Source organism: Paractinoplanes polyasparticus, from assembly GCF_019710575.1.
GTDB classification, from domain to species: Bacteria; Actinomycetota; Actinomycetes; order Mycobacteriales; family Micromonosporaceae; genus Actinoplanes; species Actinoplanes polyasparticus.
The window spans coordinates 25,406-39,308 of record NZ_JAHWFK010000035.1; the positions used below are offsets into that span (position 1 = coordinate 25,406).

13 protein-coding genes are annotated in these 13,903 nt (G+C 71.5%); 5 read left to right on the forward strand and 8 right to left on the reverse strand.

The window, feature by feature from the left end; all coding sequences use genetic code 11:
* Positions 1-108 precede the first annotated feature (108 nt).
* Positions 109-828 carry a PP2C family protein-serine/threonine phosphatase gene (locus KXC43_RS32170; protein ID WP_221379965.1) on the forward strand — a complete coding sequence of 240 codons (720 nt, stop codon included), beginning with the start codon at positions 109-111 and terminating at the stop codon, positions 826-828.
* Here the strand turns inward: KXC43_RS32170 and KXC43_RS32175 are convergent.
* Together KXC43_RS32175 and KXC43_RS32180 are read right to left on the reverse strand one after the other, a co-directional pair.
* Entirely contained in the window at positions 815-2,092 is a 1,278-nt protein-coding gene (locus KXC43_RS32175; protein ID WP_221379966.1) for an MFS transporter, read from the reverse strand. The genes KXC43_RS32170 and KXC43_RS32175 overlap by 14 nt on opposite strands.
* Entirely contained in the window at positions 2,089-2,721 is a 633-nt protein-coding gene (locus KXC43_RS32180) for a winged helix-turn-helix domain-containing protein (protein ID WP_221379967.1), read from the reverse strand. The genes KXC43_RS32175 and KXC43_RS32180 overlap by 4 nt, the downstream gene beginning before the upstream one ends.
* A 157-nt stretch (positions 2,722-2,878) precedes the next feature.
* On the opposite strand from KXC43_RS32180, the gene KXC43_RS32185 reads away from it, so the two are divergent.
* Complete coding sequence (locus tag KXC43_RS32185) at positions 2,879-3,127, forward strand: PspC domain-containing protein (protein ID WP_221379968.1); 249 nt, start codon at positions 2,879-2,881, stop codon at positions 3,125-3,127.
* A gap of 262 nt (positions 3,128-3,389) precedes the next feature.
* Complete coding sequence (locus KXC43_RS32190) at positions 3,390-4,277, forward strand: MerR family transcriptional regulator (RefSeq protein WP_221379969.1); 888 nt, start codon at positions 3,390-3,392, stop codon at positions 4,275-4,277.
* 57 nt (positions 4,278-4,334) lie between these two features.
* Here the strand turns inward: KXC43_RS32190 and KXC43_RS32195 are convergent, their stop codons facing one another.
* Genes KXC43_RS32195 through KXC43_RS32210 form a run of 4 tightly spaced genes read right to left on the reverse strand, consistent with a single transcriptional unit; the run spans position 4,335 to position 8,941 of the window.
* Positions 4,335-5,165, reverse strand: a complete 831-nt coding sequence (locus KXC43_RS32195; protein ID WP_255645227.1) for a cytochrome c biogenesis CcdA family protein — start codon at positions 5,163-5,165, stop codon at positions 4,335-4,337.
* 37 nt (positions 5,166-5,202) lie between these two features.
* Complete coding sequence (locus KXC43_RS32200; protein WP_308129352.1) at positions 5,203-5,775, reverse strand: TlpA family protein disulfide reductase; 573 nt, start codon at positions 5,773-5,775, stop codon at positions 5,203-5,205.
* Entirely contained in the window at positions 5,772-7,244 is a 1,473-nt protein-coding gene (locus KXC43_RS32205) for an NADH-quinone oxidoreductase subunit NuoF family protein (protein ID WP_221379971.1), read from the reverse strand. Before KXC43_RS32205 ends, KXC43_RS32200 begins: the two co-directional genes overlap by 4 nt.
* Positions 7,241-8,941: a translation initiation factor III gene (locus tag KXC43_RS32210; protein WP_308129353.1), complete on the reverse strand. Its 1,701-nt coding sequence runs from the start codon at positions 8,939-8,941 to the stop codon at positions 7,241-7,243. The genes KXC43_RS32205 and KXC43_RS32210 overlap by 4 nt, the downstream gene beginning before the upstream one ends.
* Before the next feature lie 474 nt (positions 8,942-9,415).
* Here KXC43_RS32210 and KXC43_RS32215 point away from each other — a divergent pair, with 474 nt between their 5' ends.
* Entirely contained in the window at positions 9,416-10,261 is an 846-nt protein-coding gene (locus KXC43_RS32215; RefSeq protein ID WP_221379973.1) for a hypothetical protein, read from the forward strand.
* 18 nt (positions 10,262-10,279) lie between these two features.
* On the opposite strand, the gene KXC43_RS32220 is transcribed toward KXC43_RS32215, so the two are convergent.
* The gene (locus tag KXC43_RS32220; protein ID WP_221379974.1) at positions 10,280-11,032 is read right to left on the reverse strand and encodes a PP2C family protein-serine/threonine phosphatase; all 753 of its coding nucleotides are present in this window, start codon (positions 11,030-11,032) and stop codon (positions 10,280-10,282) included.
* Positions 11,033-11,112: 80 nt separating this feature from the next.
* The gene (locus tag KXC43_RS32225; RefSeq protein WP_221379975.1) at positions 11,113-12,870 is read right to left on the reverse strand and encodes a glycoside hydrolase family 6 protein; all 1,758 of its coding nucleotides are present in this window, start codon (positions 12,868-12,870) and stop codon (positions 11,113-11,115) included.
* A 171-nt stretch (positions 12,871-13,041) separates the two neighbouring features.
* Here KXC43_RS32225 and KXC43_RS32230 point away from each other — a divergent pair, with 171 nt between their 5' ends.
* Positions 13,042-13,656, forward strand: a complete 615-nt coding sequence (locus KXC43_RS32230) for a hypothetical protein (RefSeq protein WP_221379976.1) — start codon at positions 13,042-13,044, stop codon at positions 13,654-13,656.
* Positions 13,657-13,903 lie beyond the last annotated feature (247 nt).

Consider the following 13,903-nt stretch of genomic DNA (forward strand, 5'->3'; position numbering starts at 1 on the left):
CGCGTTTGCCCAGTTCACAGCGCCGGGCGCCGCACTAACACAAACTCCCGTACGCACTACGCAGGAGGTACTAGAGACATCTGATCGAGGCTTTGGCAGTCTTGTCACATGACGCTTGTTGTCCGGGCGGTCGCCGCCACCGATCAGGGCCTCGTGCGGTCCAACAACGAGGACGCGGTCTTCGTCGGAAACAGGCTGCTGGTGGTGGCGGACGGCATGGGCGGCCTGCCCGCCGGCGAGCTGGCCAGCGACATCCTCGTGCAGTCGCTGAGCGTCGTCGACTCGATGCCCGACACCGGCGAGCCCCTGCAAGACCTGATCGCCGCGCTCGAGACCGCGAACGGCCGGATCGAGGCGGCGGTGGCCGACGACGACGCCCGTGACGGCATGGGCACGACGGTCACGGCGATCCTGCTCGCCGACGACCGGGTGGCGGCGCTCAACGTGGGCGACTCGCGCTGCTATCTCGTACGCGACGGCGAGCTGACCCAGCTGACCCGGGACGACACCTACGTGCAGGCGCTGGTCGACCAGGGCGTCCTGAGCGCGGCCGACGCCCGCCGGCACCCGCAACGCGCCCTGGTCACCCAGGCCGTGCAGGGCGGCCCGTTCCGCCCCGCGGGCCGCATGATCCCGGTCCGCCCCGGCGACCGCTTCCTGTTGTGCAGCGACGGCCTCTCCGACTACGTGGAAGACAGCGTGATCGCCGAGACCCTGCTGACCAACGCCGACCGCAAGACGGCCGCGGCCGAACTGGTGCACCGCACGCTCGAGAACGGCGCCCCCGACAACGTGACGGTCATCGTCGCCGACATCACCGAGGGCTGATCTCGGGCAGGTCGTGCATGGTGCGCAACGGCGAGAACCAGATCCAGAGCGCGCCGAGCAAGGCGCCGACGGTCGCGATCCACAGCGAGGGGCGTACGCCGATGGTGGCGCCCAGCGCGCCGCCGAGCAGGGCGCCGATCGGGCGGATGCCGTAGTTGACGGTGCGTTGGAGGCCGGACACCACGGCCAGCATCGAGGGCGGCGTGGCAGCGGTCTGGGCGGAGCCGACGGTGATGTCGAGGATCATCACGCCCATGGCGGCCAGGAATTCCGCGGTCACCAGGGCCAGGAAGATCAGCCAGTGCGGGCCGGACACCCACGGGATCAGGATCAACGGGGCCGGGAAGAGCAGGAAGCCCAGGATCACCGAGGGACCGATCCCGATGCGGCGGCTCAGCGGGCCCGCCAGCGCCGCCCCGAGCAGGCCGCCGATCGAGCCCAGGCCGATGATCAGGCCGAGGGTGCCGGCCGAGAGGTGCAGGCCGGTGGTGGCATAGAGCACGAACAGCGCGGCGAAGATGTAGTTGAACAGGTTGAGCGTGGTGGCGCCGAGCAGCACGGCCCGCAGGACGGCGGAACCGGCGACGTACCGTATGCCCGCCGTCATGCCTCTGAGCTCGTCGCCGGTCTCGACCGGGGCCTCCGGGACGCGCACCCGGGCCAGGAACAGTGCCGACGCCAGATAGGTGAAAGCGTCGGCGACCAGTGCGAACGCCGCCGACAGCCACTGCACGAGCAGGCCGCCGAGGCTCGGCCCGGCCACGAACGAGGCGGCGCGGCTGCCGTTGAGCAGGGTGTTGGCGTCGACGTAGTCGGCCCACCGGACCAGCGAGGCGAACAGGCTGGCGTGCGCCACCTCGAACAGCAGCGAAAACGTGCCGACCAGGAACGCGATCAGGTAGAGCACCGGCAGGGTGAGCACATCGGCCCACCAGAGCGCGGGGACGGCCAGCAGCAGCACGGCCCGGCTCAGATCCGCGCCGATCATGATCCGGCGCTTCTCGGGCTGCCGGTCGGCCCAGCCCCCGGCCGGCAACGACAGGAACAGGTTCGGCAGCAGAGCCGCGGCGGTCAGGTAGCCCATCTGGGCCGGTCCGGCGCCGAGGGCGACCACGGCGAGCAGCGGCAGGGCGATGAGCGTGATCTGATCGCCGAGCAGCGACACCGTCTGCGCCGACCAGTACCGCCGGAACGCCACCTCGCGCAGCAGCCGAACCGGCCCGGACCGGCCCGCCGCCGGGTCCGCCGTCACCGGCGCGCTCATCGCTGCGCACCACCCTCGGGCGACGCTGAGCCCGGTGGGACGGCGGTGTCGGTGGCCGGCGCCGGGCCGCGCGGAATCGCCATCTGGATGAGCTCGACCGGGCGCGAGCCCGGGGGCCGGGTGGTGGGGTCGGTGGCCCGCTCGCTGAACCGGGCGGTCAGCGCGTCCATGTGCTCGAGGAGCTCGAGCAGCTCGGCCGGGGTCACGTGGACCAGCGCGTCACCGAACCCCGCCACCGCCCGCCACTCGGTGGGCTCGTCGGCCCGCACCGCGAGGTAATCCTGGGCGCGCTGGGTGAACAGTCCGAGCAGCACGCTGTTGAGCTGGTCGGCGGCGGCGCGCATGGCTGGGTCGTCGCTGTCGTCGTCCCACGCGGTGGTGCGAGCCGTCGCCGACCAGGGCCGCTCGCGGGCGTCGGCGCCCGGCACCCGCTCGACGAAGCCGTACTTGGCCAGCTGGCGCAGGTGGAACGAGCAGTTGGGCACGTTGTCGTCGAGGGCGGCCGCCGCCTGGGTGGCTGTCATCGGACCCTCGGAGCGCAACAGCCCGATCAGCCGGACGCGCAGCGGGTGCGCGTACGCCCGCAAGGTGCGGGGGTCGGTGACCTTCAACTTCTGCGGGTCGGTCATTCCTAGAGAATGCTTTAGAAAGAACTCTCTAGCAAGTTTTTTCTCAGGGTCGGCGGATCAGGGTCGGGCCAGGGCAGATCCCGATGCCGCGAGGCGGCCGCGCGGACGACCATGGATACATCAGGCCGAACGAGCCAGAAGGAATGAGAGAGACGCCATGAACACCGTGCACGACAGCATGTCCCGCCAGGGCCTCACCCGGCCGCGCGAGGGCCGGCTCATCGCCGGTGTCGTCGCAGGACTGGCCCGCCGCTTCGGGATCGACCCGTGGCTGGCCCGCCTGCTCTTCGTCGTGGTCCTGCTGGCCATCCCGGGCAGCCAGATCCTCGTCTACCCGATCCTCTGGATCCTGATGCCCTCGGAGAAGCACGCCTTCGCCACTTCCCCGTACCCGCCGGCCGTCTGACGCCCGGTCGTTCCGAGCCGGCAGGTCGCCCACCGCCGGCTCGGAGCCCGAGAACCTGACCCTTTCGCAGAGGAAGCGGCCCGCATGACGCGGGCCGCTTCTTCGTGTTCCGGTGGCTTGAAGTCCCGGTGTGCAGCACGAACAGGATCCCCTGCAGACACCACCGAACCTGGCTGCGGTGGCGCCTGGATGGGTTTGTTGCACATGCCGTAGCGGCATGTGGTGGGGTCGAGGCACCACAGCACGAAAGGCTCAGTCTGCGATGTACCCCTCCCTCAGACCTCCCCGGCAGGTCAAGATCGGTGATGCCGCTGCGTTCGCCGGGATCACCCCACGCGCCATCCGCCACTACCACGAGATCGGTCTGCTGCCGGAGCCCGAGCGCGGCGGGGACGGCCGCCGCCGCTACGGCTATGACGACATGACCCGCCTCCTGTGGATCCGCAAGATGGCTGATGCCGGTATCAGCCTGGACGACATGCGGGCCGCCTTCGGCGAGGACCGGGACGAAGCTGGAGACGAAGCCCTGGACCAAGCCCCGGACATCGAGTCGGTCCTGAGCAGGCTGGAGGAAACCTTGGCCGTGCAGGAGGCCGCCATCAAACGTCGGCGCGCCGCTGTCCAGCGCCTGCAGGCGGTGGGCAGCCCGCTGGGGCTGCTCTCCGAACTGGTCACGGACCGGCTCAGCCACCTGCCCCCGGGCGCGTTGCGCCCCTCCGATCTGGACGCCCTGCTGGTCACGGAACGGATCTTCGGGCCGCTGGGCGCCGCCATCCAGGCCGGCACGTTCATCGTGCTGGCCACCCACCCCGACCTGCGGGCCGAGGAGGACCGTCTCGAGGCGGCCGAGGCCGCCCTCGACGACGGCGTCGAACCCGACGACCCGCGCGTCGAAGAGCTCGCCGTACAGCGATGCGCTCACCAGATGGCCCTGAATCAGGCCATCGAGGCGGCTGGTCTCGACGCGGCCGAGGAGAGGATCTTCGAGATCTACGACGCCGGCCTGAGGGAGGAGGGCAGAGAGATGAGCGCCGCCACAGCGATCACCAAGATGCCTTACGATTTCTCGCCTGCCCGGATGCGCTGCGTGGAACTCGCCGGACGGCTCTTCGGCGAGGCCCTTGCCGACGCCCACTCCGCGGGCAGCTGATCGCTTGTGCCTGAGCGCCGGGCGGCACATTTGCAAATGGGCCTACTCGCAGGTGCTTCATCGTTTCGCGCCGGTCGGGACCTCAACTTGTTCGGTGGCGAGCGGCCGCCTCTTCGTGAGCAGGACCAGCAACACCGCTGCGGCCACGACAGCCAGGAACGGCCAGGCGCCTGCGGCCGAGACCGTGGAGCTCAGCCGGCGTTGCACCTCGGCGGCCGCGTTGATCACCGGGTCGGTGCCGGCCAGGCGCAGGTTGCCGGCCAGGCGCAGCTCGTACCAGCCGTAGTAGGCCACGTAGAGGCCGCTGACCACGAGCACGGCTCCACCGAGGCGCGGCACCACGGTGATCAGCCGGCGCATCCGGCCGATCACCGACACGCGCACGAGGGCCACGGCCACGGCGGTCGCGCTGACGACCAGGGCCATTCCCCCGGCGTACGCGAGGAAGAGCGCGACCCCCGAGCCGATCGACCCGGCCCGCAGGCTCGACACCACGAGGGCGAGGAACGGGCCGACCGCGCAGCCGAGCGACGCCACGGCGTAGGCCATCCCGAAGAGCACCGTCGAACCGGTGGACCCGGTCAGAACAGGCGCCCGTACGGTCGGAGACGGCAGCGACCGCCCGGCGAGGAGCCAGACACCCAGCGCGGCCAGTCCCACCCCGAGCACGACGGTCAGCCAGGGCAGACGGGGCTGCAACGCGCCGGCTATCGGGGTGAGCACGAGTCCGAATGCACCGAAGACCAGGGCGTACCCGAAAGCCAGGAGCACACCGGCCCGGAGCGCGCGCCGGACGGCGGCGCCCGTGCGGCCCGGTTCCGCCGCGACCAGCACCGACAGGTAGGCCGGGAGCAGGGCGAAGCCGCACGGGTTGACCGCGCCGAGCATGCCGGCGGTCAGCGCCAGCAGCAGCTCGCCACCCACGTCAGGCGACCAGCGACTTCACCTGCGAGGTGAGCTGCAGGTCGTCGAGGTAGCCCGTGGTCACGACCGTGCCGGCGCGGTCCAGAACGACGTACAGGCTCTGCTCGGTGATCTTGAATTTCTTCCAGATCCGGCCGGCCTGGTCGTCGAGGTGCGTCACGTTGCCGACCTCGAGATCCTTGACGAACTGGTGCATGTCCCGGTTGCCGCCCATGCCGGCGATGCCCAGGAAGTTGAGCCGGCTGCCGAACTCGTCCTGCAGGTCGCGGACGCTCTGCGCCTCACTGGCGCAGGTGGCGCACCAGGGAGCCCAGAACCACAGGATGGTGGGCTTGCCGGCCAGGGTCGTGGCGTCGAAGGGCTTGCCGTCCAGCGTCTTGCCGCTGAACTTCAGCGTGGCGGGGACGGTGACGGGCGGCGCCTGCGTAGCGCCGGACGAAGCAGAGACGGATGGAGCGGGCGCGGCCGCGGTCGAGGGAGGCGGCTCGACGAAGGCCGCCTCCTCCGGTTCACTGCCGCAGGCGGCGGTGAGCAGCACACCCGCCGTCGCGGCCAGCAGCGCCCGCCGCCTCACTTGGTGACCTCTTCGGTCAGTCGCAGGGCCAGCGCCGGGCAGACGTTGACGGCCTTGCGGGCGCCGTTCTCGAGCCACGGCGGCAGCGGCGTCTGCGGGAACGCCGGGAAGCCGTTCGCGTCGAGCCGGATGATTTCGGGGGCGACCGCCGAGCACAGGCCGTGCCCGTCGCAGCGCGACCAGTCGACCGCGAGCCGCCGCGCGCCCTGTTCGGCCGTGTACGGCAGCGGGAGGATGCCCTTGACGCTCTTGCCGCAGCCCTCGCCGTTGGTGTGGGCCTCGACCTCCCGGGCGAAGACCTCGAGCGCCGACAGGGCGAACCGGGCCGTGCCGTCGGGGTGGCTGCACGCGCCACGGCCCTTGACCACACCGGCCGCCTGGCGCACGTTCTCGACCGCGTTGCCGCCGAGCGAGACCAGGGTGACCGCCCGGGCCAGGTCGGGCAGGCCGAGCCGGCACGGGCCGCACTGGCCGGCCGACTCGCCCGCCAGGTACTGCACGACCTGGGAGACCTCGCCCAGCGCGCAGGTCTTCGAGCCGATCGGGATCAGCATGCCGGCGCCGAGCGTGCCGCCGACCGCGGCGAAGCCCTTGCGCGAGATGGTGACGGTCTGCGCGGCCTCAGCGGTGATCCACTTGCCGTGGTAGCCGCCGACCAGCAGGCCGGGGCCGATGTCGGCGCCGCACATGTTCAGCACATCCATGAGCGGGGTGCCGGTCGGCGCCTCGACCACGGCCGGGTTGCTGGCCGAGCCGCCCACGGTCAGCATGACCGTGCCCGGCTCCTCGGGGATGCCGACCGCGTTGTACTCCCACGGGCCGAGCCGGGCCGCGATCGCCAGCTGCGAGTACGTCTCGGCGTTGGAGAGCAGGGTGGGCAGCCCCATCACGCCGTTGTCGCTGGAACGCACCTTGCGGCCGGGCGGGATGTGCGCCTCGCCGTTGATGCCCCGGACCAGGGCACCGCCCTCGCCGCTGATGAACCGGTGGGGCACGGTGACGATCCGGGTCGGGCACGGCATGCGCCGCTCGGCCAGGGCCGCGGTGATCGAGCTCTGACCGATGCCGTCGTCGGCGATGCCGATGACGATCTCCTCGGCGTCGAGCGCGGCCGCGGCCAGCGCGGCGCCGTCGAGGATCAGGTGGGGGGCCCGGGTGAGCACCGCCTTGTCCTTCCAGGACGGGGGCTCACCCTCGGTCGCGTTGACCACGATGACCGGCGGGAGCTCCTGCCGGCGACACGAGTCGAGCACGGCGCGCACCTTGCGGGCGAACGGGAAGCCCGCGCCGCCGCGGCCGCGCAGTTCGATGCGGTCGGCCAGGCCGATCAGCTCGCCGGAGGACAGGGCCGCGAAGCCGCCGTGCACCTCCTGGTGGGCGATCAGGTCGAGACGGCCGTACTCGTCGAAGCCCGCCGTGATCCGCGGAGTGCCGATCGAGGTGACCGGGGGAACCTGCGACGCGCTCAATTCGCTTCCCCTCGCAGCTGCGACCAGTAACCGTCCTCGGTCGCGTCGTCGTCCCGCCCGCGTCCACCGCGGCGGCCCGCCCGGCCGGCGTCGACGCGGGAGGGCTCGTCCCGGCCGCGCCGGCGCGGGGCCATGTCGACCAGGGTCGGCGAATCGTCGGCCTCGACGTAACCGTCGCCGTCGACGAATCCGGCCCGGCTGTGCCGTCCCGAGTCGTCACCCCGGCGGCCGGGCGGGGCGACCTCGTAGTCGTCGGAGTAGCGGGCGTCGGCGTACCGGCCGCCGCGCTGGCGGGGCACCTCGTCGTACTCGTCACGGCCGCTGCGGGGCGGCTCCTCGGAGAGCGGCATGTCGCCCCGGCGGCGCGAGCGCGGCGCGGGTTCCTCCTCCTCGGCGTAGCGGCGGCGGCGCGGGGCCGGCTCCTCGTAGTCGTCACGGCGCATCCGGGTTCCGGTGTTCTCGAGCTCGTCGCGACGCATCCGGGTGCCGGTCTCGTCGGGGCCGGGGCGGCGCATGCGCGTGCCGGTGTCGTCCACGCGCATGCGCGTGCCGGTGTCGTCGAGGCGCATGCGCGTACCCGTCTCGTCGGGACCGGGGCGGCGCATCCGGGCGCCGGTGTCCTCCAGCTCGGGGCGGCGCAGGCGGGCGCCGGTGTCCTCCAGCTCGGGGCGGCGCAGGCGGGCGCCGGTGTCTTCCAGCTCGAGGCGGCGCATGCGGGCGCTCGTGTCCTCGCCCGGGTAGCGGCGGCCGCGCGGCTCGTCGTACTCGATCTCTTCCTCGACCCGGCGGCCGCGGCGCGGACGGTCCTCGTCGTACTGCGGCATCATGCCGGTGGGCTCGTCGTACATCTCGTCGGCGCGGGCTCGGCGCTGGCGGGGCGCGACCAGGTCCTCGTCCATCGGCGGCGGGGCCAGGGGCGGGGCCGTGACCGGGTTGACGGCCGGGCGGAAGCTGTCGACGACGGCGACCGGGCCGAGCGTCTGGGGCTCGACCGGGGCCGGCCGGTCGCGGCGGCTCGGGCGCTTCAACGCCGGCGAGGTGGTGGGCACCAGCGAGCCGACCGGCTTCAGGCCACCCGACGCGGCGGTCGAGGAGAAGTCCTTGCGGCGGTTGAGCGAGACCGACAGGCGCACGGCCAGACCGACGAGCACACCGAGCACGCAGACGATGTAGCTGACGACGACCCAGGTCGCGGCGGGCCGGCCGGCGCTGAGGCCGTGCATCAGGGCGATCGGCCAGATCAGGTACGAGATGGCGTGGATGCCACGCCACATCCAGGGGCTGCCGCGGCCGACGAACCGGGAGCGCGCGATGCCGGTCCACATGACCAGCACCATGACCCAGCCCGAGATCGTGCCGAAGCCGACCCACACCTTGTTCTGGCCCTCGTGGAGGAACGGGATGAACACGTCGATGACCGAGGCGTGCTTCTCGACGACCTTCATCCAGACGTGCAGGAACAGGGCGGTCACGGCGATCACACCGGTGGTGCGGTGCGCCGACTGCAGGAGCACCCGCTGCCGGATCGAGAGGACCAGCCGGTCGGTGGAGATCAGGCCGATCATGATCGTGGTGGAGAGCGACACGAGCGTGATCACGCCCATGTAGTACTCGGCGTAATAGAAAACGTAGACGTAGCCGACCCGGCCCGGCCTGGTCAGCATCGCGACCGCCCAGAGGGCCGCGATCACGCTCACGGCAAGAACCGCCACTGCGCCCCGGGAGGGCGCGCCTTTCCCGGTAGCTCCGACATCGACGGCCACACGATTGGCGGATCGCTCGTTGTTCTTCGTCCTGGCCATTGACTCCTCGTTCTCCGCAGCGGTGACGTCCCGTGGGCGGTGGGACGCCGGCATCCGTGGGGAATGCCCCCTGCTTCAGGTTGTTGCCGGGCAGCGGTCGGCGTTCGGCCGGTCTCTGCCCATCCCCCAACTACGTGCCGCGAGCGGGATCGGATGAACGCCGGGGTCGACTTTTGTCGGCTTCTTTCCAGCGGGACCCGTCAAACCGTCGCTGAGCTGGGAAGACACGTCAAAGAAACTATTGGCCGAGTGACAACCGGGCCGTCACCGCTCAGTGACTCATCGCACCCGGTGAACCTTTCGGCCCGCATCTGCGAACCATCTGCTGTGCAGGCGTATCGACTGCCGGGCGAGAAGGAGATGATCGGCATGCGACACCTGACCCGGGCGTCTACTCGGATGAGCACGGGCCGGATCAGCGCTGTCTTCGTCCTGGTCCTTGTGGTGACGCTGGCGGCATGGGGGGCACCGGCGTCAGCCGACGTGCCCGGCTTCGAGGTGAAGGTCGGCCAGGCCCCGTCGACATTCACGATCGGCAAGGACGCCAAGACCTACACCGCGGTCGCCTCCACCGACCGCGGCCGCCGCTGCCTCAAGGTGCGCTGGGCGCTGACCGTCGAGACCGAGGGCGTCAGCCTCGACCAGGTGCGGGTCACCCGGGTCGAGAACGGCCAGGCTTTCCCCGTACGGGCCGAAGTCCAGGACGAGGCGGCCACCGTGGTCGACGAGCGCCTCGACCCCGGCCAGCTGTGCCGCGACCGCACGGTCACCGCCCAGTGGAGCGTCGCCTTCACCGGCCCCGACAACGGCGAGGTGACCTTCCTGGCGCAGGCCTTCGACGGCGTCGGCCGGCTGCTCAGCTCGACCGGCTCCCAGGCCCAGGTGGTCAGCCCGGTCGCGGCCAGGCCGACCAAGAGCCCGACTCCCTCCCCCACTCCGGAAGAGACCGAGCCGGCCCCCGAGGAGCGGGAGGAGCAGGCTGCGGCCGACGAGCCGGCAGCGGAAGCGACCTCGGCCGGGGCAGCCGCGCTCAACCCGGCCTCGAGCAGCTCGAACGTGCTCGGCATCGGCCTGATCGTCGGCGCGCTGATGGTGTTCCTCGGCGTCGGCATGCTGCTGCGCCTGCGTACGCGTAATCGCCGTCAGGTGTTGCAAGCCGAGGCGCCCGCCATGCCCACCGGCTTCTACAACATGCCGGACCGGCGCCGCCGGTAGCGCTGGCCGGCGCCGGCGTCAGTCCACCGAGCGCTCGACGCGGATGACCACGGCGGTGGCGTTGTCGGCGCCGCCGGCGGTCAGCGTGTCGTCGAGCAGGGTGTGTGCGGCCGCGGCGGGGTCGTCGGTGGCCAGGATGCGGGTCAGGCGCTCGTACGTGAGCTGGTCGGAGACGCCGTCGGTGCAGAGCAGGTAGACGTCGCCGGGCCGCAGAGTGACGTTGAGCAGGTCGGGCTCGGAGGCGTCGGGGTGGCCGACGTAGCGGGTCAGCCGGTAGCGGGCCGCCTTGGCCTCGTCCGAGTCGGCCGCGAACCAGCCGTGCAGCACGCCGAGCCAGTTGATCGTGTGGTCGACGGTCAGCAGGTCGAGCAGGCCGTCGCGCAGGCGGTAGACGCGGGAGTCGCCGAGGTGGACGATCCAGGCCGCCGGGTCGTCGCCGGCGGCCACGAAGGCGGTCAGCGTGCTGCCGGTCAGCTCGTCCAGGTTGCTGCCGGCCCGGCGTACGGCATCCTGGGCCTGCGAGACGGCGCCGCGCAGCGCGCCCGGCGAGTCGCCCACCAGCACCTCGCGCACGAAGACCTCGACCGCCGTGGCCCCGGCGACCGTGCTGCCCGGCCCCGAGCCGAGGCCGTCGGCCACCACCGCCAGCGGACCGCCCGGCTCCAGGTGCACGACGTCGTAGTTGTCCTGGTACCGCTCCCCCACGACGCTGCCGGCCGCCGCGGTGAGGCGACGACCGGCAGTTGTCCAGGCGACCTTGCTGATGTCCACCTGTCCTTTTTACCTGGTTTTATAACACCGGGCCCCGCTCCTCGTGGGTTAGAGCGGGGCCCGGCGGTCCTAATTACCCGTCAGGAGAGCGGCGGGTAAGCGTTGGCCATCAGCTGGCGGAACTGAGCCGAGAACCAGGCGCCGGAGATCGGCGCGTCCGGCAGGGCGCCACTCAGGCTGTTGCCGTTGCGGGCGTTGCCGGTGTAGGTCGGGTCGCACATCCGGTCGAAGCCCTTGCCCTCGTCGTTCGGGATCAGCTTGGAGGAGCCGTCCGACTCACCCGGGGGCTTGACCCAGACGTAGGCGTCGATGCCGCTGGCCGGGGCCGCGGTCGGGCGCTCGCCGAGGCCGGCGCCGGACTGGTTGCACCAGTTGCCGGCGTGGATCCGGCGGTCGATGCGCGACTCGTTGACGAAGGTGTCGATGACCGTGGAGGTGCTGGCCGCGGTCGGGCGGGCCGAGCCACCCCAGCCGTTGCGGCTGGTGTCGATCAGCATGCCGATGTTGGCGTTGAAGCCGATCGAGACCAGCTTCTGGCGGAATGCCTGGGCGAAGGTCAGCTCATCGGTGTACTGGTTCCAGTCGATCCACTTCGACTGCCGCACGCTCTGGCCCCCGACCGTGGTGGTCGGCTGGACGAAGGGCTCACGCAGCGCGGAGTAGTTCGCCGTGTTGGTGATGAAGCCGTGCACGTTGTTGACGCTGCCCGAGGCTCGGGCGGCCTCCAGCATGATGTCGGCGGACGGGCCCATGTTCGAGTCCCAGCCGATCCAGCCGTGGTGCGCCGCGTCGACGTAGTTGTAGCCGTTGGACAGGGCGCCCAGCTTGTTCAGGGCGTAGCCGACACCCTGCACGTAACCGCCGTTGGCCTTCATCGTGTCGCAGGTCGCCGTGCCGCCGGCCTGGCCGGAGGTGTTCGTGACCAGGTTCGGCAGCGAGTCGATCTCGATGATGTTGATGATCCGCAGGGCCGCGTACTTCGGGTCGGACTGGATCGCGGCGATCGGGTCGATGTACTCGGCCTTGTAGCGCGGCAGCTCGTCCGGGCCGAGCTCACCGTTGGAGGCGAGCGCGGAGCAGTCCCGGCCGGGCAGGTTGTAGATCACGAACTGGATGTAGCCGGCGTTCTGCGCGAGGGCCGCGTCCAGGTGGTCACGAACGCCCATCGAGCCGTTCGAGCTGCTGTCGTCGGTGCCCTCGATCGCGGCGATCCGGTCGAGCCAGACCGCGGTCGGGTTGCTCGAGACCCGGTTGCCGCCGGGCTCGGCCTCCGCCTTGGCCTTCCACTCCGGGTTCACGTAGCCGCGCGCCCCGGCGTACGGGTTGTCGACCTTGCTGCCGGTCGGCGGCGGCGTCGTCGGCGGGGTGGTCGGCGGGGTGGTGGGAGGCGTCGTGGGCGGCGTCGTCGGCGGGGTCGACGGGCCGGTGGCGCCGGTGCACGCCGTGCCGTTCAGCGAGAACGTGGCGGGCGCGGTGTTCGTACCCGAGTAGCTGGCGTTGAAGCCGAAGGTGGCGTTGCCGTTGGTCGGGAGCGACCCCGCCCAGGACGGGCTCGCCGCCGTCACGTTCTGGCCGGACTGGGTGATGGTGGCGCTCCAGCCCTGGGTGACCTGCTGGTTGCCGGGGAAGGCCCAGGTCAGGCGCCAGCCACCGGAGATCGGGTCACCGAGGTTGGTCACGCTGACCGACCCGGTGAAGCCGTTGCTCCAGCTGTTGGCCGTGTAGTCCACCCGGCAGCCGGCCGCGGCGCTCGCGCTGGTCGCGGCGAAGACGCCGAGGCCAGAGACGAGCGATACAGCGGCAGCCGCGGTCAGACCGCGGATGAGGACAGGTCTCATGTGGTGGCTCCTCGAGACATGCGGCGGCGCCCGTAGCGCCCGGGGATAGGCCGGGGATACATCGAGGGGCATCGCTCCCCGGCTGTTTCGACAGCATGACATGGGAGCGCTCCCACCGCAATCGTCTGTTAACAACGGGCTCATCTTGCGCGCATCGCGTATAACGGACGCGTGCAGGTATGGGAGGTCACCGAGGCGCTGGCCGAGGTTCCGGGGGTCGAGGTCAGCGTGCGCCGGGGGCTCCTGGCGATCCACGTGCCCGCGCTGGGCGACACGGCGCGGCTGGACCCGGACGAGATCCTGGCTGCTGAGCCGGTCTTCGTGCCCACCCGCGCGGCCGCGGTGCAACTCGACGTGCGCGACGGCCGCGCCGTGCTGCCGCTCATCGTGACCGTCGACGACATGGTGTTCAACCCCGCCTACGCCGACGACCTCGTCGAGCCCGGCGCCCACCGGCAGCTGCCGGCCATGCCCAACTTGATCTCATACTCCGAGATGCACCGCGACGTGCGCGCCCTCGGCAAGGCGATCGACGACCCGGCGCTCGACCTGGAACCCGAAACCCTGGCCGCGACCCTGCTGGCCCACCGCTGCTTCCTCGCCGGCGCGATGCGGGTCGGCCTCTGGCCCGTCCGGGTGGCCGCGTGGTGGGAGTACGCCAACGCGCGCGTCGGCGGCCCGTCAGGCGTCGCTCCGCTGCGCTCCGACCCCGACTGGGACGACCTGATGGCCGACGTCGCCGAGGCCCGTCGCCGGACGGCCACCTCGGAATCGACCATCTCGTAGGCACGGCTTCCGCCGGCGGCCGGCGCAGGAGCCGGCGGCCGGCGCAGGAGCCGGCGGCCGGCGCAGGAGCCGGCGGCCGGCGCAGGAGCCGGCGGCCGGGGGGCGTACAGGTCCTTGATCTCCGTGGCCGACAGCGCGCGGTCGTAGAGGTGCACCCGGTCGACCGTGCCGTCCCGACAGTCGACCGGATTGCCGTTGTACTTGCCGCGGCCGATCACCGGGTTGCCGGTGGGGGCGGCCCGGGCAG